The organism is Flavihumibacter stibioxidans (genome assembly GCF_014332695.1).
Lineage (GTDB): Bacteria > Bacteroidota > Bacteroidia > Chitinophagales > Chitinophagaceae > Flavihumibacter > Flavihumibacter stibioxidans.
Window position 1 is genome coordinate 270852 of sequence record NZ_MBUA01000027.1, and the last position, 26209, is coordinate 297060.

28 protein-coding genes and 1 other RNA gene are annotated in these 26209 nt (G+C 48.2%); 20 read left to right on the top strand and 9 right to left on the bottom strand.

All coding sequences use genetic code 11. The features are described 5' to 3' along the window. Positions 1-17 precede the first annotated feature (17 nt). The 4 genes from ffs to BC349_RS15050 all read left to right on the top strand — a co-directional run bounded on the left by ffs (position 18) and on the right by BC349_RS15050 (position 3484). Positions 18-117: signal recognition particle sRNA small type (gene ffs, locus BC349_RS15035), an RNA gene on the top strand. Between the two features lie 79 nt (positions 118-196). Continuing rightward, entirely contained in the window at positions 197-847 is a 651-nt protein-coding gene (fsa, locus tag BC349_RS15040) for a fructose-6-phosphate aldolase (protein WP_187257592.1), read from the top strand. Positions 848-1119: 272 nt separating this feature from the next. After that, positions 1120-2895 carry an RHS repeat-associated core domain-containing protein gene (locus BC349_RS15045; protein WP_222840196.1) on the top strand — a complete coding sequence of 592 codons (1776 nt, stop codon included), beginning with the start codon at positions 1120-1122 and terminating at the stop codon, positions 2893-2895. A 412-nt stretch (positions 2896-3307) separates the two neighbouring features. After that, positions 3308-3484: a hypothetical protein gene (locus BC349_RS15050; RefSeq protein ID WP_187257594.1), complete on the top strand. Its 177-nt coding sequence runs from the start codon at positions 3308-3310 to the stop codon at positions 3482-3484. On the opposite strand, the gene BC349_RS15055 is transcribed toward BC349_RS15050, so the two are convergent. The 6 genes from BC349_RS15055 to BC349_RS15080 form a co-directional block, all read right to left on the bottom strand. Then, on the bottom strand, positions 3466-3750 hold the full coding sequence (locus BC349_RS15055) for a type II toxin-antitoxin system RelE/ParE family toxin (RefSeq protein WP_187257595.1): 285 nt from the start codon (positions 3748-3750) through the stop codon (positions 3466-3468). The two genes, BC349_RS15050 and BC349_RS15055, sit on opposite strands and share 19 nt — an antisense overlap. Continuing rightward, positions 3750-3968, bottom strand: a complete 219-nt coding sequence (locus BC349_RS15060; RefSeq protein ID WP_187257596.1) for a hypothetical protein — start codon at positions 3966-3968, stop codon at positions 3750-3752. Before BC349_RS15060 ends, BC349_RS15055 begins: the two co-directional genes overlap by 1 nt. Positions 3969-3978: 10 nt before the next feature. Continuing rightward, complete coding sequence (locus tag BC349_RS15065; protein WP_187257597.1) at positions 3979-4314, bottom strand: helix-turn-helix domain-containing protein; 336 nt, start codon at positions 4312-4314, stop codon at positions 3979-3981. A 316-nt stretch (positions 4315-4630) separates the two neighbouring features. Then, positions 4631-5101 carry a hypothetical protein gene (locus BC349_RS15070; RefSeq protein WP_187257598.1) on the bottom strand — a complete coding sequence of 157 codons (471 nt, stop codon included), beginning with the start codon at positions 5099-5101 and terminating at the stop codon, positions 4631-4633. Positions 5102-5175: 74 nt separating this feature from the next. Then, a complete protein-coding gene (locus BC349_RS15075; RefSeq protein WP_187257599.1) occupies positions 5176-6150 on the bottom strand; it encodes an L-threonylcarbamoyladenylate synthase in 975 nt (324 codons plus the stop codon). Between the two features lie 72 nt (positions 6151-6222). Next, the gene (locus BC349_RS15080; protein ID WP_187257600.1) at positions 6223-8655 is read right to left on the bottom strand and encodes a S9 family peptidase; all 2433 of its coding nucleotides are present in this window, start codon (positions 8653-8655) and stop codon (positions 6223-6225) included. A gap of 260 nt (positions 8656-8915) precedes the next feature. Between BC349_RS15080 and hisG the strand changes: the two genes are divergently transcribed. Genes hisG through hisB form a run of 6 tightly spaced genes read left to right on the top strand, consistent with a single transcriptional unit; the run spans position 8916 to position 15125 of the window. Further along, positions 8916-9776, top strand: coding sequence for an ATP phosphoribosyltransferase (gene hisG / locus BC349_RS15085; RefSeq protein ID WP_187257601.1), 861 nt, complete (start codon positions 8916-8918; stop codon positions 9774-9776). Positions 9777-9793: 17 nt separating this feature from the next. Next, positions 9794-11071, top strand: a complete 1278-nt coding sequence (gene hisD, locus BC349_RS15090) for a histidinol dehydrogenase (protein ID WP_187257602.1) — start codon at positions 9794-9796, stop codon at positions 11069-11071. Between the two features lie 5 nt (positions 11072-11076). Next, entirely contained in the window at positions 11077-12141 is a 1065-nt protein-coding gene (hisC, locus tag BC349_RS15095; RefSeq protein ID WP_187257603.1) for a histidinol-phosphate transaminase, read from the top strand. Positions 12142-12173: 32 nt separating this feature from the next. Next, positions 12174-13484, top strand: coding sequence for a PQQ-dependent sugar dehydrogenase (locus BC349_RS15100; RefSeq protein ID WP_246456981.1), 1311 nt, complete (start codon positions 12174-12176; stop codon positions 13482-13484). Positions 13485-13493: 9 nt separating this feature from the next. Continuing rightward, positions 13494-13961 (top strand): c-type cytochrome, encoded by a 468-nt coding sequence (locus tag BC349_RS15105; protein WP_246456982.1) that lies wholly within the window; start codon positions 13494-13496, stop codon positions 13959-13961. Between the two features lie 18 nt (positions 13962-13979). Next, positions 13980-15125 (top strand): bifunctional histidinol-phosphatase/imidazoleglycerol-phosphate dehydratase HisB, encoded by a 1146-nt coding sequence (gene hisB / locus BC349_RS15110; protein WP_187257604.1) that lies wholly within the window; start codon positions 13980-13982, stop codon positions 15123-15125. Between the two features lie 9 nt (positions 15126-15134). Here hisB and BC349_RS15115 read toward each other — a convergent pair whose 3' ends face one another. From BC349_RS15115 to BC349_RS15125, 3 genes are all read right to left on the bottom strand, one after another. Beyond that, complete coding sequence (locus tag BC349_RS15115) at positions 15135-15362, bottom strand: hypothetical protein (protein ID WP_187257605.1); 228 nt, start codon at positions 15360-15362, stop codon at positions 15135-15137. A 99-nt stretch (positions 15363-15461) separates the two neighbouring features. Next, positions 15462-16091, bottom strand: a complete 630-nt coding sequence (locus BC349_RS15120; RefSeq protein ID WP_187257606.1) for an NAD(P)-dependent oxidoreductase — start codon at positions 16089-16091, stop codon at positions 15462-15464. Positions 16092-16129: 38 nt separating this feature from the next. Beyond that, positions 16130-16417: a GNAT family N-acetyltransferase gene (locus BC349_RS15125; RefSeq protein WP_187257607.1), complete on the bottom strand. Its 288-nt coding sequence runs from the start codon at positions 16415-16417 to the stop codon at positions 16130-16132. 260 nt (positions 16418-16677) lie between these two features. Here BC349_RS15125 and BC349_RS15130 point away from each other — a divergent pair, with 260 nt between their 5' ends. The 10 genes from BC349_RS15130 (at position 16678) to hisA (ending at position 26202) form a co-directional block, all read left to right on the top strand. After that, positions 16678-18102, top strand: a complete 1425-nt coding sequence (locus tag BC349_RS15130) for an anthranilate synthase component I family protein (protein WP_246456983.1) — start codon at positions 16678-16680, stop codon at positions 18100-18102. Positions 18103-18143: 41 nt separating this feature from the next. Continuing rightward, complete coding sequence (locus tag BC349_RS15135; protein WP_187257608.1) at positions 18144-18725, top strand: anthranilate synthase component II; 582 nt, start codon at positions 18144-18146, stop codon at positions 18723-18725. Positions 18726-18774: 49 nt separating this feature from the next. Further along, positions 18775-19767, top strand: a complete 993-nt coding sequence (gene trpD / locus BC349_RS15140; RefSeq protein ID WP_187257609.1) for an anthranilate phosphoribosyltransferase — start codon at positions 18775-18777, stop codon at positions 19765-19767. A 60-nt stretch (positions 19768-19827) separates the two neighbouring features. Further along, a complete protein-coding gene (gene trpC / locus BC349_RS15145) occupies positions 19828-20619 on the top strand; it encodes an indole-3-glycerol phosphate synthase TrpC (protein WP_187257610.1) in 792 nt (263 codons plus the stop codon). A gap of 96 nt (positions 20620-20715) precedes the next feature. Beyond that, positions 20716-21345 (top strand): phosphoribosylanthranilate isomerase, encoded by a 630-nt coding sequence (locus tag BC349_RS15150; RefSeq protein WP_187257611.1) that lies wholly within the window; start codon positions 20716-20718, stop codon positions 21343-21345. A 23-nt stretch (positions 21346-21368) separates the two neighbouring features. Beyond that, positions 21369-22571 (top strand): tryptophan synthase subunit beta, encoded by a 1203-nt coding sequence (trpB, locus tag BC349_RS15155; RefSeq protein WP_187257612.1) that lies wholly within the window; start codon positions 21369-21371, stop codon positions 22569-22571. A 25-nt stretch (positions 22572-22596) separates the two neighbouring features. After that, positions 22597-23367 carry a tryptophan synthase subunit alpha gene (gene trpA / locus BC349_RS15160; RefSeq protein ID WP_187257613.1) on the top strand — a complete coding sequence of 257 codons (771 nt, stop codon included), beginning with the start codon at positions 22597-22599 and terminating at the stop codon, positions 23365-23367. A 57-nt stretch (positions 23368-23424) separates the two neighbouring features. Beyond that, entirely contained in the window at positions 23425-24021 is a 597-nt protein-coding gene (gene hisH, locus BC349_RS15165) for an imidazole glycerol phosphate synthase subunit HisH (protein ID WP_187257614.1), read from the top strand. 29 nt (positions 24022-24050) lie between these two features. Further along, entirely contained in the window at positions 24051-25481 is a 1431-nt protein-coding gene (locus tag BC349_RS15170; protein WP_187257615.1) for a pyridoxal phosphate-dependent decarboxylase family protein, read from the top strand. A gap of 4 nt (positions 25482-25485) precedes the next feature. Further along, on the top strand, positions 25486-26202 hold the full coding sequence (gene hisA, locus BC349_RS15175) for a 1-(5-phosphoribosyl)-5-[(5-phosphoribosylamino)methylideneamino]imidazole-4-carboxamide isomerase (RefSeq protein ID WP_187257616.1): 717 nt from the start codon (positions 25486-25488) through the stop codon (positions 26200-26202). Positions 26203-26209 lie beyond the last annotated feature (7 nt).

The window sequence follows — 26209 nt, forward strand, 5'->3', positions numbered from 1 at the left end:
GCCCCTTATCTTTGCGGCGGCAGGTCTCACACGGCCAGCTCCTACTGAACTCCCCCAGGGTCGGAAGACAGCAAGGGTAGGTGGTCGTAGCGGCGCGATGTGAGTAGCCTGCCATTTTTTATTTCCCTCACTTTACGGTTTCTGCACTCTTCTTCCAATTTGCTATCTTCGTCAGCGATTAACCAAAATCACCTACATGAAATTTTTTATCGATACTGCGAATCTCGCGCAGATCAAGGAAGCAAACGAACTCGGAATTCTCGATGGTGTAACCACCAACCCCTCCCTGATGGCCAAGGAAGGCATCAAGGGCGAAGAAAATATCATCAACCACTATAAGGCTATCTGTGAAATGGTAGATGGAGACATCAGTGCGGAAGTACTGTCCACGGAATTCAGGGCCATGGTAGAGGAAGGCCAGAAACTGGCTGCCATCCATCCCAATATTGTGGTGAAAGTGCCGATGATCAAAGACGGTATCAAAGCCATCAAGTGGTTTACCGATAACGGCATCAAAACCAACTGCACACTGGTGTTTTCAGCCGGACAGGCCATATTGGCTGCCAAGGCGGGTGCCAGCTATGTATCTCCATTCATTGGCAGGATCGACGACAGTGGCTGGGAAGGCACCGAACTGATTGGCCAGATCGCCAATATCTATGGTATCCAGGGATTCAAGACAGAAATACTGGCGGCATCTATCCGCAACCCCAATCATATCATCAAATGCGCCGAGCTGGGTGCCGACGTTTGTACCTGTCCGTTGGACTCCATTCTGGGACTGCTGAAACATCCCCTGACCGATATCGGCCTGGCCAAGTTCCTGGAAGACGCCAAGAAAATGTAAGGTGGGGACTAGCGTATACCAATGACGCAAAAGTTTTCCGCTTTGAATAGGCAAATACCTTCCCTCACCGGAGGGTATTTCATTTTTTGTGTATGGTGTCGGTATTCCGGCATCCATTAAAGATTCATACCATCACTGAGTCAAAAAATCGGCAGTGAAGTATAAAGTAATACGGTTAAGCCAATAGCATCTGGTAAGCATATCACTGTTTCTGGTTGAAATATAATTGACAGGTAAACAATGAAGAGGGACGGATACGAATGAAGGCGGACATGTCAGCCTTCGTGTTTGACTACATGCTCAAAGATCATTTGGGCAATGTACGCACAGTGATTACTGATGAGCAAGAGCAAGGTTCTGATCTTGCATCGATGGAAGAAGGAACTGCTGTTCGAGAAGAGGCAGTTTTTTCGAACATTGGGAATACCAGGGTGGCTAAACCCGTTGGCTACCCGGTTGATAATTACACAAGTCCTAATGAAAAAGTAGCCAAAGTTACAGGAAGTGGTCAACGTATAGGGCCGGGTGTGCTGCTTAAAGTAATGGCAGGGGATAAATTTAACCTGCGTGTAAATAGCTGGTACAAAACAAATGGCACTACGCCTTCTGCGCCAATCACAGATTTTATTGTTGATCTTGTTTTCATGATGGCGGCTCATGTTGGAAATGCTGCAACAAAGGGTACTATGACTGAATTGCAAAATAGTGGTGTGTTTACACCAGGAGCCGGCAGTTTTTTAAACACACAAAACAGCTATGCCAGTACCCGTCCAAAAGCGTTCGTAAGTTGGGTGTTGTTTGATGAGCAGCTAAAAATTGCAAAAGATGCCAGCGGTAATATCATAGCCAGTGGTTATAGTGGGTACGAACAGGTGCCAGCAGAATCAGTTTATAACAATGGTACTGATAATCCTAATGTATACGAACACATCTGGGCAAATTTACCTGTTAATAAAAACGGTTATTTGTATATTTATGTAAGTAATGAAACACCGAATATTGACGTGTACTTTGACAACCTTCATGTAACGCATATAAAAGGACCGATACTGGAAGAGACGCATTATTATCCGTTTGGACTCACCATGGCAGGCATTAGTTCCAAGGCCATGGGGAAGTTGGATAATAAGTATGAATTTGGAGGGAAGGAGAAACAAGAAAAAGAGTTCTTGGATGGTTCTGGTTTGGAGATGTACGACTTCGGCGCACGAAACTACGATCCGCAGATAGGAAGGTGGCATACGATTGATCCATTATCGGAACAATACCGAAGGTGGTCACCCTATAATTATGCATTAAACAATCCGATTAGATTTACTGACCCGGATGGAATGAGTGTAAATGATTTTGTGAAAGATGACAAGACAGGAAAAATAAGATGGGACAACAACGCAAACTCACAAGCATCGACACAGGTAGGCGAAACGTATTTAGGCAAAACGTTGAAGTTTGAGTTCAACAGTTATATTGATGCAAAACTTTGGGATGGGCCATTAGGAAACCTTCCTGCAGGTGATAAACTGACAACAACAGTCTATGTTACAGGGAACGAAAATGAAAAGGGTGAGCTAACAAGTGTTTCCGCAGGTAATCATCCAGACGTTGGTCCCACGCCAACGTCTCCTATAGACAATGGCAGAGATTTTTATCCTGGACTGGGAAAGGACCAAAATAAGTTTAATGCCGCAGCAACTGCTGACGGCGGATTTAACGTTAGTATGGAGCAACATGCAAGTGTTTCTAAAAGCGAAGAAATTGGACTAAACCAAATGGGTTATAACATTGTAAACGTTGCTCAAAAGTTGGATGTAAATATCTCTGCACAAGGCAATGTTTCTGTCTCTGCTGCAACTGACGTTTTTCCCTCTGCAACTCTTAAAGTCAATGGTATGACTGTTATGCAGTACAGTCAGCCCTCATTTGAAAAAACTCATGGTGCTCCGGGTTCTGGGCATACGTCCCCAATAATCTCAAGCGGTGGGTATTATCCACCACGACCAACATATAACACCTCTTACTTGCCTGCAAACTGGTATAAAAGACTGTAATTATGCTTAAGCCTTCGTTTGTAAATATTCTGCTTTACCTGCTTCTAAAGTATATGTTAGTATATGCGATTTTTATGCTCGTCACTAATAATTTTAAGATGCTGCAGATACAAAACATTAAAAATGGCAGCGACTTGTTTTATTATCTATGGATAATTTCATTGATTCCTGTTATAAACATGATATTGTTTTCTGCTCCACTTTTCTTGGCCTTCAAAGCTAAAAGAAGAATTTACTTTCTTGTTTTAGTAGGGTTAGTAATAGTTGCAGAATACTTTGTTTACGTCTATTTTACTTCTCAGAAACATATAGACGTCAGGGGAGTGGCTATTGAATTGATTGGCTTGGTTGTTTTTTATTTATGTTTCTTCAGGTCCATAAATTTGATATTTATGCAAAGGGGCACAAAACGATGAAGCCGCTCATTGAGCGGCTTCATCGTTTTGTGGGCGAATACTTTTTTTGCTTTATGGGATTGCAGGAAGGCATTGAGCAGGGCGAAGACATCGGCTTTGACTTCGCTGCCCAGCTTTTGGATATCCACGATTTACTCACCACATTTGGCAGGTCTTACTTCACCGGCTTCTGATATATATTGAACACTCTGAGGATAATGATCTGCGCTTCCGTTACCGTATAGTGAATGGTAAACGGAAAAGTATCTACGGGCTTCACGCGCACCTGATTATAGCGGATAGCCGAAGCTGAAGGCAATTGCTGGATTTTAGCAAAATACCGGTTGATGGTATCAGTGAACTCAAAGCCCAGCCCATCGGAGAGACCGTTGTAATAGTCAACAGCCTGATCAATATCATTAACGGCATCGGCAGATAAGACGAGTTCAAAAGTACTCATCAGGGCCGCTTGTATTTTTGCTTAATGACATCCCAGGACTGCAGTTGCTCAGGATGTTCTTGTACCTGACGCAGGGTCTGGCGCACCGCTTCTTTTTGCCACTCCGGTATATCGGTATCATTTTCTCCTACCAGCTCCAGAGCTTGCGCACGAATCAAATCTTCAATCAGTTCCGCGGCATATTCTTTTTTTATGCGCAGGTGTACGATCTCCTCCATGGTGGTTATTTTAGTGGGTGTAGACTTTACGGGCTTTGGCATCCCGGATATAGGTGTCGATCAGGTCGAAAAGTGTTTTTTTCTTATCCTCTTCGAGGTGCTCGAGTTCCTGCAAACGCTTGAGTGTTTTTTTATCAAATCCATTGAGTACGCCTTCGCCGACGAGGTGATCCAGGGATACCTCCAGGGCATCGGCGATTTTTTTGGCGGCATCGATGGATGGTACCGCTTCGTCGCGCTCGTATTTGCCGATCATGACCCGGGAGACCTGGCTTTTAGCGGCGAGATCTGTTTGTGACCAACCCTTTTTATCCCTTAGTGCTGAGATGATTTTACCGGTTTCCATATCTGAAAGGTGGTTTTTGTCAGCTATTGTTAGCTGATTTGCACAAATTTAGGCAACTATTGTGGATATTCCACCCTGGCTGACCTCTTTATTCCGGAGCAAAATGAGCACTAAAAGTTACTGTTCCATATGGTAGGATTAATCCCTTTTAACCAACCCTGCAGCGTATCGGCATTGTAAGCTTCCTCATAAGCCGGCCTCAAAGATCAGGTTGCAAGCTATCACCATCATTGCTTAAGCGTTAGTTGATGCTTTCCTAATGCCTTGGTAATGCCTTGGTAATGCCTTGATGAACGAAGGATGATTATAACGACACTTACCTGCCCGCCCTGCTTTTCTTCTTCCTACCACTTGGAGTACTGAGTTCTTCCAGTACCTGTTCCTTCGTTTTCAGCTTCTCGTTGTCGGGTAGCTTTTTCAGGTAAACAGTCGTGGTAATGCTTAACCTGGGATTGGGTAAATAAGTGGCCGTGATGGTTACTTTTTCCCGGTTAAAATCCTGGGGTAATACCAGGCTGTTGCCTTCAAATTGTCCGCCATCACTGCTGAAGCGGATCTCTTTACTGGTCATGGGTAACCACCTTCCGCCAGGGTATATTCCATCTACATTGATGTAATTGTGTACGCCTTTTTTCAGGCTGTCGGTGTAGAGGTGAAAGGCTATACTGTCGGCCAGTACCGGTTTCTTAGCCTGCTCCGGCTGCCTGTTGGTACTTTGTGCCTCTGCCTGCAGCCCCCATCCGGGGAGCAGCAGTACTAGAATCGCCAGGTAGTTGTGTTTTGTCATGTTGGTACAGTATAGACGCTGATTTCTAATCAAAGTTTATTCCAGATGGGCCCAATAACTGATTTCAGCAGATTTTAACGTATCGATGCCCTTCTCAGCCGGTCATTGATGGCCCGCCCCAGCCCTTTTTCAGGAAACATATCAGCGATGATGAGGTCAATTTCCATCTCATCCGCCAGCCTGAGTGCCCCGAACAGCCTCCTGGCCGCTTCTTCCAGGTTGCCTTCCGGCGATAGTACAAACTGGTGGGTGGCCGGAATTCCGGGGATTTCAGTTTCAAGGGTGATGGTCACAATACGCGATGCTGCTATGGTTTTCAGGGCGGTCTCCACTAATTCTGACGCCTTTCCCAACTGGAGGGGGTGGCGGGTGGCATAATGCCTGGCCAGCATACCTGGGGCAACCGGATTATCGCTGTAGCCCTCCTGCGGCAGTTCCACCGGTCCGATTACTGCCTCAATGGATTCCAGCGGGATGCCGCCATACCGCAGCAGCCGGGGTTTCTCCTCCAGGAAGGATATGATGGTGGATTCCAGTCCCACCTTGCAGTCGCCTCCATCCAATATATAGCCAACCTGGTCGCCGAGTTGCCCGGCAACATGCAGCGCGGAAGTGGGACTCACATATCCCGATGGATTGGCACTGGGGGCTGCCAGCGGAAATTCCAGTTGCTGCAGCAATTCGAGGGTCATCGGATGATTTGGGATGCGTACCGCCACAGCCTGGGTGCCGGCGGTTACGATATCCGGGATTTTCGGGGAGGTTGGTATTACATAGGTGAGGGGACCCGGACTAAACCTGGCAGCCAGTTCCCTGGCAGCTTCGGGTAGTTCGAGGCCAAGTTTTCTGAGCTGCTCCATATTGGCCACATGCAGGATCAGTGGATTGAACTGCGGCCTGTTCTTGACCTGGTAAATTTTGACCACAGCCATTTCATTCAGGGCATTGGCAGCCAGTCCATATACGGTTTCTGTCGGAATGGCCACCAGTTCACCCGCCCTGAGTTTCTCTGCCGCCAGCCCGATATCCTTGCCTATTTGTGCGCTCATCGGACAAAGATACAGAATCACCCGTCGGGTGCCACCCGACGGGTGATGAAACAGCACGCTTATTCGAACCCTTTAAAAGGATTTCTTTTCATTGGCTTTCTTCACATATTTTTCCAGCCATTGATGCTGTTCCCACAACATGTGGAGAATGTTTTCCTTCCCGGCATATCCATGGCTTTCGTAGGGAAGCGTGATAAACCTGGCTGTGCCGCCATGCCCTTTCACCGCATTATAGAGTCGCTCACTCTGGATGGGGAAAGTGCCTGAGTTGTTGTCCATTTCACCATGGATCAGCAGGAGGGGCGTTTTGATCTTATTGGCAAAACTGAACGGACTCATATTGTAATAGACTTCGGGAGCCTGCCAGTAGGTGCGTTCCTCCGCCTGAAATCCAAACGGGGTAAGGGTTCGGTTATAGGCTCCGCTTCGCGCGATGCCTGCCTTGAACAGGTTCGTATGTGCCAGCAGGTTGGCTGTCATGAAAGCGCCATAACTGTGTCCGCCGACCCCAACACGGGTACTGTCGCCCACTCCGCGGGAAGCGGCTGCCTGGATGGCGGCATGTGCGTTCAGGTATAATTGCGGGATGAAATTGTCATTGGGTTCCTTGCTTCCTTCTCCAACGATCGGCATTTCGGCATTGTCCATTACCGCATACCCCTGTGTGGCCCAGAATATCGGACCGCCATAGGATACGCCGGTGAAAGTGTATTTGGAACCGCGTACCTGTGCGGCATCCGCGGCGGATTTATATTCTCTCGGGTAGGCCCAGATCAACAGGGGCAGGGGACCATCTTTTTTGGCATCATAGCCTTTGGGAAGGTAAAGGGTGGCGGTAAGATCAATGCCGTCGGCCCTTTTATAAGAGATCTTTTCCTTGCTGACGCCCTCCAGTTGAGGGTAGGGGTTGGTGAAACTGGTCAGTGCCACCGCCGCTGTTTTGGGCTTCATGAAATTTTTCAGTAGATAATTAGGCGTTTCCGTGGGTGATTCCCTGCGGGTGATAAAGTTGCCTTTTTCCGCATCCAGTACACTGACCACATATTCATATACACCTTCCTGGCATCGCCACAATTCTTTCACCGCGCGGGTTTTCAGGTTCAGCGACCGCAGCAGTGGCAGGTCTCCCTTATCGGATGCGCCGCTGGAAGTGAGCAGGATATTGCCGTTCTTCAGGATCTGCAAAACCTGCCTGCCATACTGGTTTCGGGTGGTAACCGGCGTGCCCAGTTCGTTGTATGCATCATTGGAACTGCGCTCATGCAGGCTGTCGGCCTTGCCGGTGAGTGGATTCAGGAGGTTGATCCTGGTTTTCCTGTCGGCAAACATACCCTCATACAATAAAGCGGTTTCACTGTTACCCCATTCAATTCCCCGGAACCTTCTTTTGGTGCGCACCAGCTCCTTCGGTTGTTCGTTTCCGTTGGCGCCCAGGGTGTACACAGCATCTCGGAATTCTGATTTTGTCCGGCCGAGACCTTTGTCCAGCGCCTGCACATAAAAGATAGTGGCTGGTTCATCATCCCTCCAGTCAATGTTCCTTGGAAAGGTCACCACATCGTCAAATCCAATGGGAGCGCCTTCTGAGGAAGGATTGCTTGCGATGGTCCGAACCAGCTTTCCCTCCATATTCACCACATCATATTGGGTGGGGAATCCGCTCCAGGGTACCAGGTAGGAAAAGGGTTTGCGAATGGTTGCGGTGAGCAGGTATTGTTTATCGGGAGAAATGCTGAAACTGCGGAAAATGGCCGGTTCACCCAGCTTTTTCTCCTCGGTACCAGACTTGCCCAGGCTGACCCGGTACAATTGCGCACCGGCATAATATTCAAACACTGCTTCGTCATAAGGTGATTTGATAAGATCCTGGTATGTCCTTGAAGCGGCCGCCTTTCCCAGTGATTCCTGCACCACCGGGCCCGATGGCGCCTTGGGTTGAACCGGCACGGACTGGTTCACATTGGCCGCTGCTTTGTACAGGATCGAGGAATCCGTTTGCCAGCCGTAAGCGGTACCCATTACATCGTTTACCGGCTGGCCATTTATTCTGCGGGCACTTGCTGTGGTGATGTTCACCACATAAAGATCCACCCGGTTATTGCCATAATGCAGGAATGCAAATGATTCCTGGCCCGGGCTCCAGCTGAGATTGGTTCCGCGCAGGTTTTCGGGCAGTCCGCTTACGGAACGCACGGCTCCTGTCTTGATATCCCTGACCTGAATGCCGTTGAAATAGCTCTGCCGGCTGCCCCCAAAATTTGCCGGGTTCCAGCGGATACCCGCCACCCGGAATTCCGGTTGTGCCAGTTCCTCCACCGAAGGAAAGGATGCCCGCTCCATCATCAGCATCCAGGTGCCTTTGCCGTTGATGCTGACCGATGGGGTTGGCCGGGCCAGTGCCAGGTCAACAATGTCTTTGGGAGGCGTCTGGTACTGAAAAGCGTCCTGCGAAAATCCGGCCTGGACAAAGAGTCCCGCCAGTGCTACTAATAATATTCGTCTCATGTGTACATTTTATGGATTCAATTTAGGTAAGATTGTTCAATTCACCCGTCGGGTGCCACCCGTCGGGTGGCACCCGACGGGTGAAAAAAATTTGGTGGTTTGCGGTGGTTCATTATATTTTTGCATCCGTTATGATTAAAACAACGCAGAATCACCATCATCATCATGTATTGCCTTCGCGGTAAGCGGATGATGTTTTGCGTATATATAAACATTTGAGGGCTTACCACTGGTAGGCCCTTTTTTATTAACCTACACGTATGCAACAGAAATTGAAGATCGCCATCCAGAAAAGCGGCCGTTTGTATGAAGATTCGGTCAAACTGCTGAAGGATTGCGGCATTGATGTAAAGAATGGCATCAATAAACTGAAAACGGAAGCGGAGAACTTTCCCCTTGAGATCTATTTCCTGCGCGATGATGATATTCCGCAATACGTGGAAGACGCAGTGGCTGATATCGGCATTGTGGGAGAGAACGTGCTGTATGAAAAGAAAAAAGCCGTAACTGTGGTAGAAGAACTTGGTTTCGGTAAATGTCGGCTGAGTATTGCCGTTAAACGGAATGAAGACTACCCCGGAGTGGAATTCCTGCAGGGAAAAAGGATTGCCACCACCTATCCCGTTCTGGTGGAACGCTTCCTGCAGGAGAAAGGTATCCGGTCTGACATCCACGAGATCAGCGGTTCTGTGGAAATTGCACCCGGTATCGGGCTGGCTGATGCCATTGTGGACCTGGTCAGCAGCGGTTCTACGCTCTTCATGAACGGCCTGAAAGAAGTAGAGACGGTGCTGAAGAGCCAGGCGGTCCTGATCCGTAACAACCAGCTGAACGATGAACAGTTGAAACTCCTTGACCGGCTGATCTTCCGGATCCGGGCAGTTAAAAAAGCCAAGAATACCAAATATGTTTTGCTGAATGCACCCAACGACAAACTGAAAGAGATCATTTCACTGTTGCCGGGCATGAAGAGTCCCACTGTACTTCCCCTGGCAGAACCGGGCTGGAGCAGTGTGCACAGCGTGTTGAGTGAAAACCAGTTCTGGGATATCATCGAACAGTTGAAAGAAGCGGGCGCCCAGGGAATCCTGGTAGTGCCGATTGAAAAAATGATTGTCTGACCAGGAAAATCTGTATCATGAAAGTTTACAAATTTCCGTCCGAAAGCGAGTGGCCCTCCCTGTTAGCAAGACCCGTTATGGACAGCAGTGCCCTGGAGGCAAAGGTGATGGCAGTGTTGAAGGATGTGCAAGCCAATGGCGACCAGGCCCTTCGCAACTATACAAGGCAGTTCGATGGCGTTGACATGGCACAGTTTACCGTTGGACAGGAAGAAATAACTAATGCCGCAACCATGGTTTCTTCCGAACTTAAAAATGCGATTCAACAGGCAGCGGCCAATATCCGGCAGTTTCATGCGGCCCAGCAACAGGTTCCGGAGTTTATAGAAACCATGCCGGGAATTCGCTGCTGGCGAAAATCGGTAGGTATTGAAAAGGTCGGATTATATATTCCCGGCGGCACCGCACCTTTGTTCAGTACCCTGCTGATGCTCGGTATTCCCGCCACCCTTGCAGGTTGCAGGGAAATCATACTTTGTTCACCCCCTGATAAAAACGGACAGTTGCACCCGGCCATTCTCTATGCCGCGTCGGTGGTCGGTGTCACCAGGATATTCAAGCTTGGCGGAGTTCAGGCTATTGGAGCCATGGCCTATGGAACGGAAACGGTCCCCAAAGTGTATAAGATCTTCGGTCCCGGTAACCAATATGTAACCTGTGCCAAGCAACTGATACAGCAAAGCGGTATTGCAATTGATATGCCGGCCGGCCCCAGCGAAGTGGCTGTTTTTGCAGATGAGACTGCAAGCCCCTCCTTCGTGGCAGCCGACCTGCTGAGCCAGGCAGAACACGGAAGCGACAGCCAGGTATTACTGGTCACTACCAGTGAATCGCTGATCCCGCTGGTGGAGCAACAAATCGAACAACAACTGGAAAGCCTCCCTCGTGCTGAAATTGCCCGCAAAGCCCTGGTCAACAGTACCATGGTGGTGGTGCGCGATACGCAAACTGCCATGGACCTGCTCAACAGGTATGCAGCTGAACACCTGATTCTTGCCTGCAGGGATGCAGAAGGGCTGGCCCGGATGGTGATCAACGCAGGGTCGGTTTTTATTGGTCATTTTTCGCCGGAGAGTGTGGGTGATTATGCCAGCGGAACCAATCATACCCTTCCGACCAATGGCTATGCCACAGCATACAGCGGCGTTAGCCTGGATAGTTTTGTAAAGAAGATCACCTTCCAGCAACTGACGGAAAACGGATTAAAAAATATTTCCCAAACTGTTATTGAAATGGCTACGGCAGAGGGACTGGATGCCCATGCAAATGCTGTCAGATACAGGATCACAAACTAATGCCCATGTTTAATTTAGACGAACTCCTTCGCCCCAATATCAAAAACCTGGTTCCCTATTCTTCCGCCCGCGATGAATTCAAAGGGGAGGCCCGCGTCTTCCTGGATGCCAATGAAAATTCACTCGGTTCACCACTAACGAAGTGGTATAACCGATATCCGGATCCCCTGCAGTGGGAAGTCAAGGAAAAATTATCTGTTATCAAAGGAGTGGCGCCACAGCACATATTTCTTGGTAACGGCAGCGATGAATGTATTGATGTGTTAATCAGGGCTTTCTGTGAACCGGGGCTGGACAATATCGTGATCGTTCCGCCCACGTACGGCATGTATGAAGTGAGTGCCAATATCAATAATGTAAAGATTAAAAAAGTTCCCCTTACACCGGATTTTCAGCTTGACCTGCCGGCGCTGGAGGAAGCGGTGGACGATCATACCAAGATGATCTTCCTCTGTTCACCCAACAATCCCACAGGTAATTCACTGATCCGGGAAGATGTTGAACTGCTGCTGAACAATTATTTTGGCATTGTGGTAATGGATGAAGCCTATGTCAACTTTTCACGGCAACGGTCATACGTACAGGAACTGGAGGATTACCCCAACCTGGTGGTGCTGCAAACACTTTCAAAAGCATGGGGATTGGCAGCGCTTCGCGTCGGGATGGCCTTTGCTTCAGAGTCCATCATTGCGGTCATGAATAAAATCAAACCACCTTACAATATCAACCAGGCTTCCCAGGAACTGGTATTGAAAGCGCTGGACGAAGTGGAGCAGGTTAATGAAATGATCCGCGTACTGGTGCAGGAAAGGAGTCGGCTGGAAGCGGCTTTACCAGGGCTGAATATGGTGGAAAAAGTTTATCCCTCCGATGCCAATTTTTTACTGGTTAAGGTAACGGATGCGAAAGCCATCTACCAGTACCTGCTCGATAAAGGTATTGTTGTACGTGACAGGAGTTCTGTGATACTCTGTGAAGGCTGCCTCAGAATTACAGTGGGCACTGAAACAGAAAACGATGAACTGCTGGCTGCGCTGGCTGCATTTGAACCGGCGGGTACGCATGAATAATTATGGTAAATTCACACTTCAAAATTTGCGATATGCTCAAGGTTTCATTCTTTGTTACTGTATTTTCAGGCCTGGTGGCGATGCCTGCACTTGCCGGCGGATCAGGCTGTTCTGATACCAGTTTGCTGGCTACGGCCGCAAGGACCCTCGTCGCGTCCAATGCAGCGTCAGAGATAAAAGTTCCGGCGGGATTTGTTGCCGGAATTGCGGCAGACGGACTGGGAAATGCCCGCCATATTGCAGCGGCAACTGATGGCATCCTGTTTGTAAAACTGGAAAGGCTTAAAAACGGGAAGGGCATCTTCCGGCTTGAAGACGCCAACAAGGACGGGGTGTATGAAAACATCACCGGTTTCGGGAATTATGGTGGTACCGGTATTGCCATTAAAAACGGATACCTGTACGCCTCCTCGAATGAGGCTGTATACCGGTATCGCCTGAACGAAAAATCTGAAGTACTGAATCCCGAAGCACCAGATCTGGTTGTAACCGGACTGCTTGATAAACGCCAGCACGAATCAAAATCCATTGCACTGGATAACGCCGGTAATCTTTATGTTAATATTGGTGCACCCTCCAATGCCTGTCAACTGGTTGATCGTACAAAAGGTTCACCCGGACAGGATCCCTGCCCGATCCTGGAAACAGCAGGTGGGATATGGCGGTTTAAGGCCGACGGTAAAAGCCAGTCCTATGCTGATGGAACCCGCTATGCAACTGGCTTGCGCAATGTGGTGGGGCTTGACTGGAACAACGAGGTCAACGAATTGTTTGTGATGCAGCATGGCCGCGACCAGTTATCCCAATTATATCCGGAGATGTTTGATGCGCAACAGAATGCAGAAACACCCGCAGAAGAAATGTTCATGGTGAAGGAAGGTGCAGATTGCGGCTGGCCTTTCTGTTATTACGATCTGCAGCAAAAGAAGAAATTACTTGGTCCCGAATATGGCGGAGACGGTAAGAAAGTGGAACGCTGCGCAGGAAAGGAGCAGCCGATCATGGCATTCCCTGCACATATGGCGCCCAATGCCTTATTGTTCTATACCGGCAACCAGTTTCCCGCCAAATACAGGAACGGCGCCTTCATCGCTTTCCATGGTTCCTGGAACCGCGCGCCCCTGAAACAGGAGGGATACTATGTGGTTTTTGTACCATTCCAAAACGGGAAACCAACAGGCAACTGGGAAGTATTTGCCGATGGTTTCGCAGGTGTGGAGGAGGTGAAATCCCCCCGGGATGCGAAACATCGTCCATGCGGATTGGCACAGGGCGCAGATGGTTCCCTCTACGTAACGGATGATGTGAAAGGAACAGTTTACCGGATAACTTATAAAGGCTGATAAAACAAAATGAAACGTACCAACATTTTTTTACTGGCTGGATGTATGATCCTTGCCGGAACAATCTTCAGTTCGTTTGAGGATGCTCCAACGCAACAAAAAAAACCTGCACGGAAAGCAAGCACGCAAAAAGCTGTTTCCGCCGAAGTGATGAAAAGGGGTAAAAAAGTTTATGAGAGTTATTGTCTTGCCTGTCACCAGGCCGATGGTACCGGTGTTCCCAATATGAACCCGCCACTTGCGAAAACTGATTGGGTAACCGGTAATAAAAAAAGACTTATCAATGTAGTGCTGAAAGGGCTGGATGAAGAAATAGAAATCCAGGGTGAATATTTTTCAAATCCCATGCCTGCCCATGCTCACCTGAAAGACCAGGAAATTGCAGATGTGCTGAGTTTTGTGCGAAACAGTTTTGGAAATAAAGCAGGACAGGTTTCACTGGCAGAGGTTAAGGCTGAAAGAAATAGAATGAAATAATAATTTGATACCACATTCATGGCTAAACGAATTTTATTTATTGACCGGGACGGCACCCTGATTTATGAAGCACCGCCTACATATCAACTGGATGCTTTTGAAAAACTGACCTTCTATCCGAAAATGTTCGAATATATGGGCAGGATTGCGCGGGAGCTGGATTACGAACTGGTACTGGTTACCAACCAGGACGGACTGGGCACCAATAGCTTCCCGGAAGACACTTTCTGGCCCCTGCAAAATTTTGTGATGAAAAGCCTGGAAGGAGAGGGGATACATTTCAGTGCCGTTCACATCGACAGGACCTTTCCCCATGAAAACCAGCCAACCCGAAAGCCGGGAATTGCCATGCTGGAGGGGTACCTCAATAATCCGGATTATGATATCGAGAATTCCTTCGTAATTGGTGACCGCATTACTGATGTGCAGCTTGCAAAAAACATGGGGTGCAAGGCGATCTGGATGAACCTGGATCCTTCTCTTGGCGGGGGCGAAATAAAGGACCAGGCGGAAGAACTGCGTTCCTCTGTGGTGGCGCTGGAGAGTTGCGATTGGGCGGAAATTTATGCTTTCCTCAAACTGGGTCTTCGCCGGGTAAGTCACGTCCGTAATACAAATGAAACAAAGATCAGGGTAGAGGTAAATATGGATGGAAGCGGGAAGTCTGATATCTCCACCGGCCTGGGTTTTTTTGACCACATGCTCGACCAGATTGCGCGACATGGGAAGATCGACCTGGTGGTGGAAACAAAAGGTGACCTGCACATTGATGAACATCATACCATTGAAGATACCGGACTAGCCCTGGGAGAAGCTTTTGCCAAAGCCCTGGCAGATAAACGCGGTATGGAAAGATATGGTTTTGCCCTGCCGATGGACGAAGCCGATGCCAAGGTGCTGATCGATTTCGGGGGCCGTAACTGGCTGGTCTGGAACGCAGAATTCAAACGGGAAAGGATAGGCGAAATGCCCACCGAGATGTTCTTTCATTTTTTCAAATCCTTCAGCGATGCAGCCAGGTGCAACCTGAACATCGAATGCAGGGGCGATAATGAACACCACAAGATAGAAGCCATTTTCAAGGCTTTCGCAAAAGCAATCAGGATGGCCGTAAAACGGGATCCCATCAGTAATTACCTGCCTTCCACCAAAGGAGTGTTATAAATATCCGGGTCAGCAGCCGGCCGGCCGGCTGCTGACCACAAATGCAGCCGTGGTGCCTTTGCTTACCAGGTTGCGCAGAATAAAGGCCTGTATTTCCCTCCCGGCACATAGATTCAGTTCCGCAGGGATATCTGTTAGTAATTCAAATACCTTCATCCGGGAGGATATTCTAGCCGGAATCATTTCCGGAATCCCCATTGGCCGGCTGATACATCCCGTGGAAATTGCAGATACCATCCGGTTCATTATTGAAAATGAAGGACTGCATGCAACCACCATCCAGGTGGCCGGGGGAATAATTGGCGAGGGGATGCCGAAATAACTGGTGGATTGTTCTCAAACCATTCCGATACCTACCCTTTGTTTCGGATACTGTTCCTGTTCAATTTCCTGAAGCATGAACAGGGCCAGGTCTCCGGAGTTGATCCTTGATTGTGCTCCTTCCGGGAAAACATTGGCTGCCGTGATGAAATTTCCCTGCGGATCAGCGTCAATGATATCGGGCGAGCAGACGAAGGTCCAGTTCAGCCCGGAGCCCAGCAATTCTTCCCAGGCCTTCTGGTGTTCTCTTCCAACCGGTAAATATTCTTCCGGGTACTCCGGCTGGTCAATGATCAGTCCGCCATCAGGATGATCCAGTATGCCCTTTCCGCCCAGTGCCACGATGCGTATGACACCGGTATTTTTCATCTGGGCGATAATGTTTTTCATGCCGAGGGAACGGGTTTTGTCCTGCCCGTCAAAACTGCCTCCCAATACACTGATCACGGCATCACAGTCTTTCAGAGACCTGAATATGTCTTCCGTATCAAAAACGCCGCCCCTGACCAGTTCAAGGTTTTTATTTATGTCTTTAAGTTCATGCACATTACGGCCAAAAGCCCTGACAAAGTGATTTTTCAGTAATGCCTGGTTGACAACATGGCGTCCTACCTGGCCGGTAGCGCCGAAAACAGTTATGTTCATTGTCTGAGGTTTAAATAAAATTCACCATTAACCATTCACTATTCACCATACTGCACATCAGCATAATCAGCCCTTTTCTTGAATATGCCATTGGCAAAAGGACAGAGCGGGATGATTTTAAGGTGGTGATGCCGGGCATATTCCACAGCGGTATCAACCAGCTGGTAGCCGATGTTCTGTCCTTTCAATTCTTCAGAAACTTCAGTGTGTTCAAGAATCATTTTGTCAAAGGAAGGCATGGTGTAAACCAGCTCTGCCAATACAATTCCGTCCTGCCCAACAAAAAAAACACCCTTACTCTCCGTATGCGTATGCTGAATTAACATATAGCAAATTTTTAGTAAGCTACTTAAAAAAATTTTTGTTCATACGGATTTGCTGTGCCATATTTGTGATCTGATGATTAAAAACGTTCAAAATATTCAGTGGTGGTGGCATACAAACTCTTCCGGGGTGCTGTAATGCCATTACTGTGTTTATTGTACACATAATTGAAGAGCCCCGATGAGTCATCGGGGCTTTTTTATTTTCCGGAACTGAGCCCGATTTTGCAAAAACCGGACAGGATCGATGAAACGAAATAACTATGGCAAACGAAATGAAAAAGATCAGGATTGAAACAACCGTAAAAACCATGCTGGCAGATGTGTATACGCCGGTTGGGATTTACCTCAGGCTGCGTGACCGTTTCCGCGATACCATTCTGCTGGAAAGTACGGATCATCACGCGGCGGATAACAGTTATTCATTTATCTGTATCAACGCCATCGCCGGTATGGAGATAAGGTCGCTGGACAGTATTGAGTATAAGTATCCGGGACAAAAGCCCGAGCGGGTTGCCATCAAGGACCCGGCAGAAGTGCCTGGCCAGCTCTGGGCATTCATGCAGCGGTTTGAGGTTGCACCTATTCAGGATAAGATTCAAAGCTTTGGACAGGGCCTTTTTGGCTATACTTCCTATGATGCTGTTCAGTTCTTTGATACCATCAGATTTGCTGAAAAGAAGGAATCTGCTCTTCCGCTGATGAGGTACCGCCTTTATCAATACATCATTGCCATCAACCATTTCAAGGACGAACTGTATCTCTGTGAAAATAAAATCGCGGGACTGGAGTCTGATCCTGGCATGGTGGAATCCCTGATCCGCAGTAAGGATGTACCGGTTTACCCATTTGAACTGAAGGGAGAGGAGGAATCCAACCTGACCGACCAGGAATATATTGAAATGGTAAAAAAGGGGATTAGCTCCTGCCATCGGGGTGACGTCTTCCAGATCGTACTTAGCCGCCGTTTCCGCCAGGGGTTCCAGGGCGACGAATTTAATGTGTACCGCGCTTTGAGAAGCATCAATCCATCGCCCTACCTGTTTTTCTTTGATTATGGTGATTACAAACTGATGGGATCTTCACCTGAAGCACAACTGATCATTGAAAACGGAAAAGCAATAGTGCACCCTATTGCCGGAACCTATAAGCGCAGCGGTGATGATGCTGTTGACCAGCAGGAAACTCAAAAACTGCTGAATGATGCAAAGGAGAATGCTGAACATGTCATGCTGGTGGATCTTGCGCGAAATGACCTCAGTCGCATGTGCGAAGACGTTACTGTTGCCAAATACAAACAGGTGCAATATTTTTCCCATGTAATACACCTTGTGAGCGAGGTTACGGGAAAAGTTCCCGAAGGCACCAATCCATTTTTGTTGCTGGCCAGGACTTTCCCTGCCGGAACACTCAGTGGTGCTCCCAAGTTCAGGGCTATGCAACTGATCGACCAGTTTGAACCTACCGGCCGCAGCTATTATGGCGGGGCAATCGGTTATATGGGCTTCAACGGAAGATGTAACCACGCCATTATGATCCGTACTTTCCTGAGCCGGCAAAATACGCTGACCTACCAGGCAGGTGCGGGTGTGGTTGCCGCCAGTAAACCAGAAAGTGAACTGCAGGAAGTGAATAACAAACTCGGCGCGCTGAAGAAAGCCCTTGAAAGGGCGCAGCAAATCGGATAAGCAGTATCGTTATAAAATTCTGAAACTATAGCTGAAGTAACATGAATATCCTTGTTTTCGATAATTACGATTCTTTCACCTACAACCTGGTACACCTGGTGGAAAAGATCATGGGCCAGAAAGTGGAAGTGATCCGCAATGATAAATTACCCCTGGAAGAGGCCGCACGCTTTGATAAGATCATTCTATCGCCCGGCCCCGGGATTCCTGAAGAAGCCGGGTTGCTGCTGCCTTTGATTAAAGCCTATGCCCCCACGAAATCGATTCTGGGTGTATGCCTTGGCCACCAGGCCATCGGGCAGGCATTCGGCGCAGACCTGCTCAACCTGGATGAGGTGTATCATGGAGTTTCAACCCCCATTGATATTATTCAGGACCGAAAACTGGCGCCGAATGATGTATTCAGCGGGTTGCCTGCTACCATTGAAGTTGGGCGGTATCATTCCTGGGTGGTGGATGACAGGAATTTTCCTGCAGAACTGGAAATCACCGCCCGCGATGCGAATGGCCAGATCATGGCCCTGCGTCACCGCACTTATGATGTACAGGGAGTGCAGTTTCACCCCGAGAGCGTCCTGACACCAGACGGAGAAAAGATGCTGCGCAACTGGCTTGAACGGTGAATGGTGAATGGTGAATGGTGAAAATATCAATAAGCAATAATAATCGGCAATGAAAAAGCTTCTTCAATATTTATTCGAACATAAAACACTTACCCGTCAGATGGCCAGGGAGGCACTGATGAATATCGGTAAGGGCATGTATAATGAGCATGAAATGACGGCATTCATGACGGTGTACCTTATGCGCAGTGTTACCATTGATGAATTACAGGGTTTTCGGGATGCCCTGCTTGAACTGTGCATCCCCGTAGATTTGAATGGCAATAAGGTACTGGACATAGTAGGTACCGGAGGCGACGGCAAGAATACTTTCAATATTTCCACACTGGCCTGTTTTATCGTTGCAGGGGCCGGACAAAAAGTGGCCAAACATGGCAATTACGGGGCTTCCACAGTTAGCGGCGCCTCCAACGTAATGGAAAACCTGGGGTATAAATTCAAGAACAATAATATTGCCCTGCAGAAGGAACTGGATCACGCGGGGATTTGTTTCCTCCATGCCCCCATGTTTCACCCGGCCCTGAAAGCGGTTGGGGCTATCCGTAAGAACCTGGGAATACGCACTTTTTTTAACATGCTGGGTCCGATGGTAAATCCCGCTGCTCCGGCATACCAGCTGGTTGGTGTTTACAACCTCGAAATGGCCAGGATTTACAATTACCTGCTGCAACAGGTCGGCGGGCAGTTTACCATTATTCACAGTCTGGACGGCTATGATGAGATCTCACTTACTACAGATACTAAAGTCATCACCAATGAAGGCGAACAGGTGTTTACGCCGGAACAACTGGGAAAAAGAATGGTGATGCCTTCCGATATCTATGGTGGCAATACTGTAGAGGAAGCAGCCAGGATTTTCCTGACCATTCTTGATGGTAAAGGTACCTGGGCGCAAAATGCGGTGGTATTGGCAAATGCGGCTATGGCCCTTTACTCCACCAAAAACTATGCGGTTTATGACGACGCCTACAATGCCGCAGTGGAAAGCATGGAGAGCGGTAGGGCAAGGGATGCGTTGAGGAAATTGGTGGAATTACAATAAGGGGTGTTTTGTTCGGAATTGGATATTCCCGGGTTTAACAATATAAATAAATGATATAGGATGAACATTCTGGATACAATTATTGCGGAGAAGAGACTTGAGGTGAAAGAGAGGAAGGCATTACACACGATAGCGCAGTTGGAACAGACGGATGGTTTCCGGCGTGATACATTTTCACTGGCCAAATTTTTACTGGACGGTACCCGCACCGGAATAATTGCCGAGTTCAAAAGAAGGTCGCCCTCAAAAGGAGTCATCAATGCCACAGCTGATGTGCTGGAAGTTACCAGGGCCTATGCTGAGAACGGTGCTTCGGCCCTGTCGGTACTGACAGACGAAAAGTTTTTTGGCGGGTCCACCGCCGACCTGGTGGCAGCCAGGGTGAATGATATACCCATTCTACGAAAGGATTTTATCATCGATGAATACCAATTGGTGGAAGCCAGGTCTATGGGGGCGGATGTAATCCTGCTGATTGCAGCCTGCCTGAGTCCGGGAGAAGTTCGTTCCCTGGCCCAAACCGCATACAGTCTGGGTTTGGAAGTATTGCTCGAGTTGCATGATGAGGCCGAATTGGAACATGTATGTGAATTTACTCCCATCGTTGGTATCAATAACAGGAATTTAAAGACCTTTACTGTTGATATAGAAAGAAGCCTTGTGATGGCATCAAAATTGCCTGAGGATACCATCAAAGTTGCTGAAAGCGGAATTGATAAGGTAGAAAATGTTCAACTCTTCAGGGATAATGGTTTTCGCGGTTTTCTGATCGGCGAACATTTCATGAAAACTGCCGACCCTGCCCGGGCATTCCGGGAATTCGTAGCCGACCTGAAAAACTTTAAAAAATAAGTCACGGCCAGCTGACAATGGCCGGATATCCTTTGGACAGACTTTTAAAAGCGATTGCTTCCAGTATCCGTTAACACTTAAAATCTGAGGCACTGTATGAGAGTTAAAGTATGTGGAATGACACAAATAGAACAGGTTGACCAATTGCAAGGCCTGGGTGTGTCATTTGCTGGATTTATTTTTTATCCGCGGAGTCCCCGCTATGTGTTGAGGTATCTCACCACGAATGACTTGAAGAAGGAAAACAATATCAATAAAGTGGGAGTCTTTGTGAATTCCGGTGCAGAGGAAGTGTTACAGATGGTGGATGAATGCAGGCTTCATATGGTACAGTTACATGGCGATGAAACGCCCAGGTATTGCGAAAAGATTGCCGATTACGTTTCGGTGGTAAAGGCATTTCGGCTGAGCGACAACGATAGTATAGAATGGATGGTTAAGCCTTACCTCGATGTCTGTGATATGTTCCTTTTTGATACGATGGGTGTTGGTTATGGAGGTACCGGGAAAAAATTCGACTGGAATGTATTGAAAGACCAGAATATCGGAAAGCCATATTTCCTGAGTGGTGGCATTGAGCCTGGCGATGAAGCGGCCCTGAATGAATTTGCCAGCCACCCCGAAGCAAAAGGACTTTTCGCCATTGATATCAACAGCAAATTTGAAACGAGTCCGGGTGTAAAAGACCTGCAAAAAGTGAAAAAATTCATCGAGGGGCTGAAATAGTAGAGCCAAAAAAAATCTAGAATATGCCAACAACATCATACCAGACTCCCTCACCGCAGGGATATTACGGAAAATTCGGTGGGGCCTTTATCCCTGAAATGCTGCATCCCAATGTGGAGGAATTGCAGCAGCGTTACCTGGAGATCATGCAGGAGCCCGGGTTTCAGCTCGAGTTTCGCGACCTGCTGCGTGATTACGTCGGTCGCCCCACACCGTTATATTATGCCAAACGTCTTAGTGAACAATTCAGTACCAATATATACCTCAAGCGCGAGGATCTCTGCCATACCGGGGCACATAAAATAAATAATACCATCGGGCAGATATTGCTGGCACTCCGACTGGGGAAAACAAGGATCATAGCCGAAACCGGTGCCGGACAGCATGGTGTGGCAACTGCTACGGTCTGTGCCCTGAAAGGAATTGAGTGTATTGTTTATATGGGCGAAAAAGACATCGAAAGACAGGCACCCAATGTGGCAAGAATGCGTATGCTTGGGGCTAAGGTAGTTCCCGCCACCAGTGGCAGTAAAACCCTGAAAGACGCCACCAATGAAGCCATCCGCGACTGGATCAACAATCCGAAAGACACGCATTATATCATCGGAAGTGTGGTGGGGCCGCATCCTTACCCCGATATGGTGGCCCGTTTCCAGAGCGTAATCAGCGAAGAAACCCGCTGGCAGTTAAAGGAAAAAACAGGTTCAGAATTGCCTACACATGTTATTGCCTGTGTGGGTGGCGGAAGCAATGCAGCCGGGGCATTTTACCATTACCTGGATGAATTGTCCGTACAGTTGGTAGCCGTAGAAGCAGCCGGACATGGCGTGAACAGTGGCTTGAGTGCAGCAACCACAGCACTTGGTAAACCAGGCATCCTCCATGGCAGCAAAAGCCTGCTGATGCAAACGGAAGATGGCCAGGTGATTGAACCACACAGCATATCAGCCGGATTGGACTATCCCGGAATCGGCCCTTTACATGCCCATTTGTTCGACAGCGGACGTGGGCATTTCATGAGTGCAACGGATGAAGAAGCGATGCGCGCTGCATTTGAGGTAGCCCGGCTGGAAGGGATTATTCCCGCCCTGGAAACTGCACATGCATTTGCAGCATTGAACAGGCTGGAATTGAAACCCACCGACCAGGTGGTGCTTTGCCTTTCCGGCAGGGGAGATAAGGACCTCGCCACTTATATGAAACAAATGGAAATGCTGGGAGAATAATCGGGAATAAAATGAATAAAATAATATGAGCAGGATAAAAGAACTTTTTGCAGTTAAACCCAACCGGGTGCTCAATGTGTACTGTACGGCAGGTTATCCGGGTCCTGACAGTACGCTGGAAGTGATGGAAGCCCTGCAGGAGTATGGGGCCGACCTGATTGAACTTGGGATGCCATACAGTGATCCGCTTGCAGACGGACCCGTTATCCAGGAAAGCAGCTCAGTAGCTCTTGCCAACGGTATGACCATCGCCAGGCTGTTTGAACAACTGAAGGATTTCAGAAAGCGGATATCCGTTCCGGTTATACTGATGGGATACATGAACCCGGTGCTGCAATATGGCTTTGAACGTTTTTGCAAAGATGCCGCAGCAGCGGGAGTGGACGGACTCATCCTTCCCGACCTGCCCGAATATGAGTTTGAAACAGAATATGGCGCCATCGTGAAACAGTACGGACTGGATTTTATCTTCCTGGTGACGCCGGAAACATCCGAACAGAGGGTGCGAAAACTGGACCAGTTGAGCAGCGGGTTTTTATATGCGGTGTCCTCTTCTTCCACCACCGGCAGCAATAAAGAGATGGGAGATGTGAACAGCTACCTGCAACGCTTACGCAATTACAAACTGAAAAACCCCGTGATGGTTGGATTTGGGATAAAGGACAGGGAAAGTTTTGACGCAGCCTGTGAAAACGCCAATGGAGCCATTATAGGATCGGCCTTCATTAAAGCATTGAATGGCTCTGAAGATGTGAAAACCGGGATAAAGAATTTTCTGTCCGGAGTGCTGGCATAAGACCTGGCAACGATTATTACAAATATCCTGTCATGAGGACAGGGAAAATGAATTTTAATGGAACTGGCAATAGTAAAATACAATGCAGGCAATATCCAGAGTGTGTTGTATGCACTGGAACGAATTGGCACCACTGCAACCGTTACCGATGAACCGGAACTTTTACAGCGGGCAGATAAAGTCATCTTTCCCGGCGTAGGGGAGGCAAGCAGTGCCATGCGTTACCTGCAGGAAAGGAAGCTGGATCAACTTATCCTGGGGCTGAAACAACCCGTATTGGGCATCTGCCTGGGCATGCAACTGATGTGCTCCTGGTCGGAAGAGAATGATACTGCCTGCCTGGGAATCTTTGATGAACAGGTGAAATCATTCCGGAATGGTCCGGACCAACGCTTTAAAATTCCACAGATTGGCTGGAACAGTATTTCACAATTGAAGACACCACTTTTTGACCAGGTTGCTGATAATAGTTACTGTTATTTTGTACATGGTTATTATGCTGCCCTGGGAGAACACACCATCGCTGTAACCGATTATATCAGTCCATATAGTGCGGCATTGCACCGTGATAATTTTTACGGGGTGCAGTTTCACCCTGAAAAATCTGCCGCTGTGGGTGAGCGGATACTTCAAAACTTCATTGAAAAAATTTAACCCTTCCTCCACATACTTTACACCATCCTATGTTATCAGAAGATCTGGCAGATATTAAAAACATATTGCACGCTGCGGAGCAATTAAGCGAAAGATATCTGTCTTCACTTAATGAAAGACCAACGGCAGTGGCCGCCCCTTCGGTCGATTGGCCAAACCTGCCGGAACGGGGAATGGGAGCGCTTTCCACCCAGGAACTCTTTGAAAGAATTTTCCTTCCCAATATTGTGGCATCATCAGGTCCGCGGTACTGGGGCTTTGTTACCGGAGGGTCCACACCCGCTTCGATCATGGGCGACTGGCTTACGTCGGTATTCGACCAGAACACCCAGAATACCACCGGGGCAGGAGACTGTTCCGCCCTACTTGAAATACAAACAGTTAAGCTGCTGCTCGAACTGTTTGGGCTGCCGGATGAATTTATGGGCGGTTGTGTAACAGGTGCCACCATGTCAAATTTTTCCGGGATGGCAGTAGCCCGCCAGTGGTACGGACACCAGAAAGGAATCGATATCGCCCGGGAGGGGATTCAGGAGAAAATTCCTGTTTATACTGCCACAGCACACTCCAGTACCATCAAGGCTATGTCAATGCTGGGAATGGGAAGTTCCAATCTTACCCTGGTACCCTGCCTGCCAGGGCGGGAAGCCATGGATATGGAAGCATTGAAATCCCTGTTGCCCGCTGACAAAAACAAACCCTTTATTATTGTGGCCAGCGGCGGAACTGTTAACAGCGTTGATTTTGATGATCTTTCCGTTCTTGAAGCCATCAGAGCTGAATACAATTGCTGGATACATGTGGATGCCGCATTCGGAGGTTTCGCTGCCTGCAGTGACCAGTTCAGGCATTTGCTGAAAGGTTGGGAACATGCCGACAGCATTACAATCGATTTTCACAAATGGCTGAATGTGCCTTATGACAACGCAATGATCTTTACCCGTAAAGAACATGCAGCTTTACAGATGCAGACCTTCCAGAATTCTTCAGCGCCTTACCTGGGTAATCCCTGGGAACAGTTTAATTACCTGAATTATGGTCCTGAAAATTCACGCCGCTTTCGCGCACTGCCTGTCTGGTTTACCCTGATGGCCTATGGAAGAAAAGGCTATCAGCAATTGGTGGAGAACAATATCCGGCTCGCAAATTTATTTGCCGGAAAACTGGTGGCAACCGGTTATTTCCAGCTGGCAGCGCCTGTCAGGCTGAATACGGTATGTTTCAGGATTCATCCGGACCACGCCAATCACCTGCAAACCACCACCTTACTGAAAAAACTGAATGAAGAAGGCAAGTTGTTCATGACACCAACGGTGTATAACGGGGAACCCTGTATCCGCGCTGCACTGGTGAATTACCGCACCACAGACACGGATATTGAAATCGCATTGAATGCAGTGCTGGATGCTGTCAAACAGATATTCCCGTCTAACCTTATAAAAGAATTTAAAGCGCTTTAATAAAATGGAGATTATTCCCGCAATTGATATTATCGACGGAAAATGTGTGCGGCTGACCCAGGGCGATTATGCACAGAAAACGATTTATAATGAGCATCCGCTTGAAGTGGCCAAACAGTTTGAGGATTCAGGACTGAAAAGACTGCACCTGGTAGACCTCGATGGTGCAAAAGCAGGTGCCGTAAAAAACTGGAAGGTGCTGGAACAGATTGCTGCCAAAACCGCGATGGTCATTGATTTTGGCGGCGGCATTAAAAGAGAACAGGACCTCAGCATCGTTTTTGATTCCGGAGCAGCCCTGGCTACCATTGGCAGCATGGCTGTAAAAGATGAGGCCGGGTTTGTACAATGGCTGAACAAGTACGGCGCAGATAGATTCCTGCTCGGAGCAGATGTCAAAGATGAAAAAATTGCCGTTAGTGGCTGGCTGGAGACCACGGATGTATGGATCTATGATTTTATTGAAAAATACCTGGGATATGGGGTGAAACAATTGTTTTGTACGGATGTCAGCAAGGATGGCAAACTGGAAGGCCCCTCACTGGAACTGTATAAAAACATTTTGGGTAAATTCCCGGGACTTCATTTCATCGCAAGTGGTGGTGTCAGCAAGATGGATGACCTTCTCCAACTGGCTGAGATCGGCTGCAGTGGCGTCATTGTCGGTAAGGCGATTTATGAAAACCGCATCACGCTGAAGGAACTCAGGACTTTTGCATAGAGTAGAT

What these genes read in the sequence shown, in the direction of transcription:
- hisH (WP_187257614.1), top strand. Translation starts at nt 23,425, where the DNA reads ATGGAACTGGCAATAGTAAAATACAATGCAGGCAATATCCAGAGTGTG.
- BC349_RS15170 (WP_187257615.1), top strand. Translation starts at nt 24,051, where the DNA reads ATGTTATCAGAAGATCTGGCAGATATTAAAAACATATTGCACGCTGCG.
- BC349_RS15130 (WP_246456983.1), top strand. Translation starts at nt 16,678, where the DNA reads ATGGCAAACGAAATGAAAAAGATCAGGATTGAAACAACCGTAAAAACC.
- BC349_RS15120 (WP_187257606.1), bottom strand. Translation starts at nt 16,091, where the DNA reads ATGAACATAACTGTTTTCGGCGCTACCGGCCAGGTAGGACGCCATGTT.
- trpC (WP_187257610.1), top strand. Translation starts at nt 19,828, where the DNA reads ATGAACATTCTGGATACAATTATTGCGGAGAAGAGACTTGAGGTGAAA.
- trpA (WP_187257613.1), top strand. Translation starts at nt 22,597, where the DNA reads ATGAGCAGGATAAAAGAACTTTTTGCAGTTAAACCCAACCGGGTGCTC.
- BC349_RS15080 (WP_187257600.1), bottom strand. Translation starts at nt 8,655, where the DNA reads ATGAGACGAATATTATTAGTAGCACTGGCGGGACTCTTTGTCCAGGCC.
- BC349_RS15070 (WP_187257598.1), bottom strand. Translation starts at nt 5,101, where the DNA reads ATGACAAAACACAACTACCTGGCGATTCTAGTACTGCTGCTCCCCGGA.
- hisB (WP_187257604.1), top strand. Translation starts at nt 13,980, where the DNA reads ATGGCTAAACGAATTTTATTTATTGACCGGGACGGCACCCTGATTTAT.
- BC349_RS15135 (WP_187257608.1), top strand. Translation starts at nt 18,144, where the DNA reads ATGAATATCCTTGTTTTCGATAATTACGATTCTTTCACCTACAACCTG.
- hisG (WP_187257601.1), top strand. Translation starts at nt 8,916, where the DNA reads ATGCAACAGAAATTGAAGATCGCCATCCAGAAAAGCGGCCGTTTGTAT.
- BC349_RS15100 (WP_246456981.1), top strand. Translation starts at nt 12,174, where the DNA reads ATGCTCAAGGTTTCATTCTTTGTTACTGTATTTTCAGGCCTGGTGGCG.
- trpD (WP_187257609.1), top strand. Translation starts at nt 18,775, where the DNA reads ATGAAAAAGCTTCTTCAATATTTATTCGAACATAAAACACTTACCCGT.
- BC349_RS15115 (WP_187257605.1), bottom strand. Translation starts at nt 15,362, where the DNA reads ATGGTATCTGCAATTTCCACGGGATGTATCAGCCGGCCAATGGGGATT.
- hisA (WP_187257616.1), top strand. Translation starts at nt 25,486, where the DNA reads ATGGAGATTATTCCCGCAATTGATATTATCGACGGAAAATGTGTGCGG.
- BC349_RS15065 (WP_187257597.1), bottom strand. Translation starts at nt 4,314, where the DNA reads ATGGAAACCGGTAAAATCATCTCAGCACTAAGGGATAAAAAGGGTTGG.
- BC349_RS15075 (WP_187257599.1), bottom strand. Translation starts at nt 6,150, where the DNA reads ATGAGCGCACAAATAGGCAAGGATATCGGGCTGGCGGCAGAGAAACTC.
- BC349_RS15125 (WP_187257607.1), bottom strand. Translation starts at nt 16,417, where the DNA reads ATGTTAATTCAGCATACGCATACGGAGAGTAAGGGTGTTTTTTTTGTT.
- BC349_RS15150 (WP_187257611.1), top strand. Translation starts at nt 20,716, where the DNA reads ATGAGAGTTAAAGTATGTGGAATGACACAAATAGAACAGGTTGACCAA.
- BC349_RS15045 (WP_222840196.1), top strand. Translation starts at nt 1,120, where the DNA reads ATGTCAGCCTTCGTGTTTGACTACATGCTCAAAGATCATTTGGGCAAT.
- BC349_RS15060 (WP_187257596.1), bottom strand. Translation starts at nt 3,968, where the DNA reads ATGGAGGAGATCGTACACCTGCGCATAAAAAAAGAATATGCCGCGGAA.
- fsa (WP_187257592.1), top strand. Translation starts at nt 197, where the DNA reads ATGAAATTTTTTATCGATACTGCGAATCTCGCGCAGATCAAGGAAGCA.
- trpB (WP_187257612.1), top strand. Translation starts at nt 21,369, where the DNA reads ATGCCAACAACATCATACCAGACTCCCTCACCGCAGGGATATTACGGA.
- BC349_RS15105 (WP_246456982.1), top strand. Translation starts at nt 13,494, where the DNA reads ATGAAACGTACCAACATTTTTTTACTGGCTGGATGTATGATCCTTGCC.
- BC349_RS15055 (WP_187257595.1), bottom strand. Translation starts at nt 3,750, where the DNA reads ATGAGTACTTTTGAACTCGTCTTATCTGCCGATGCCGTTAATGATATT.
- BC349_RS15050 (WP_187257594.1), top strand. Translation starts at nt 3,308, where the DNA reads ATGAAGCCGCTCATTGAGCGGCTTCATCGTTTTGTGGGCGAATACTTT.
- hisC (WP_187257603.1), top strand. Translation starts at nt 11,077, where the DNA reads ATGTTTAATTTAGACGAACTCCTTCGCCCCAATATCAAAAACCTGGTT.
- hisD (WP_187257602.1), top strand. Translation starts at nt 9,794, where the DNA reads ATGAAAGTTTACAAATTTCCGTCCGAAAGCGAGTGGCCCTCCCTGTTA.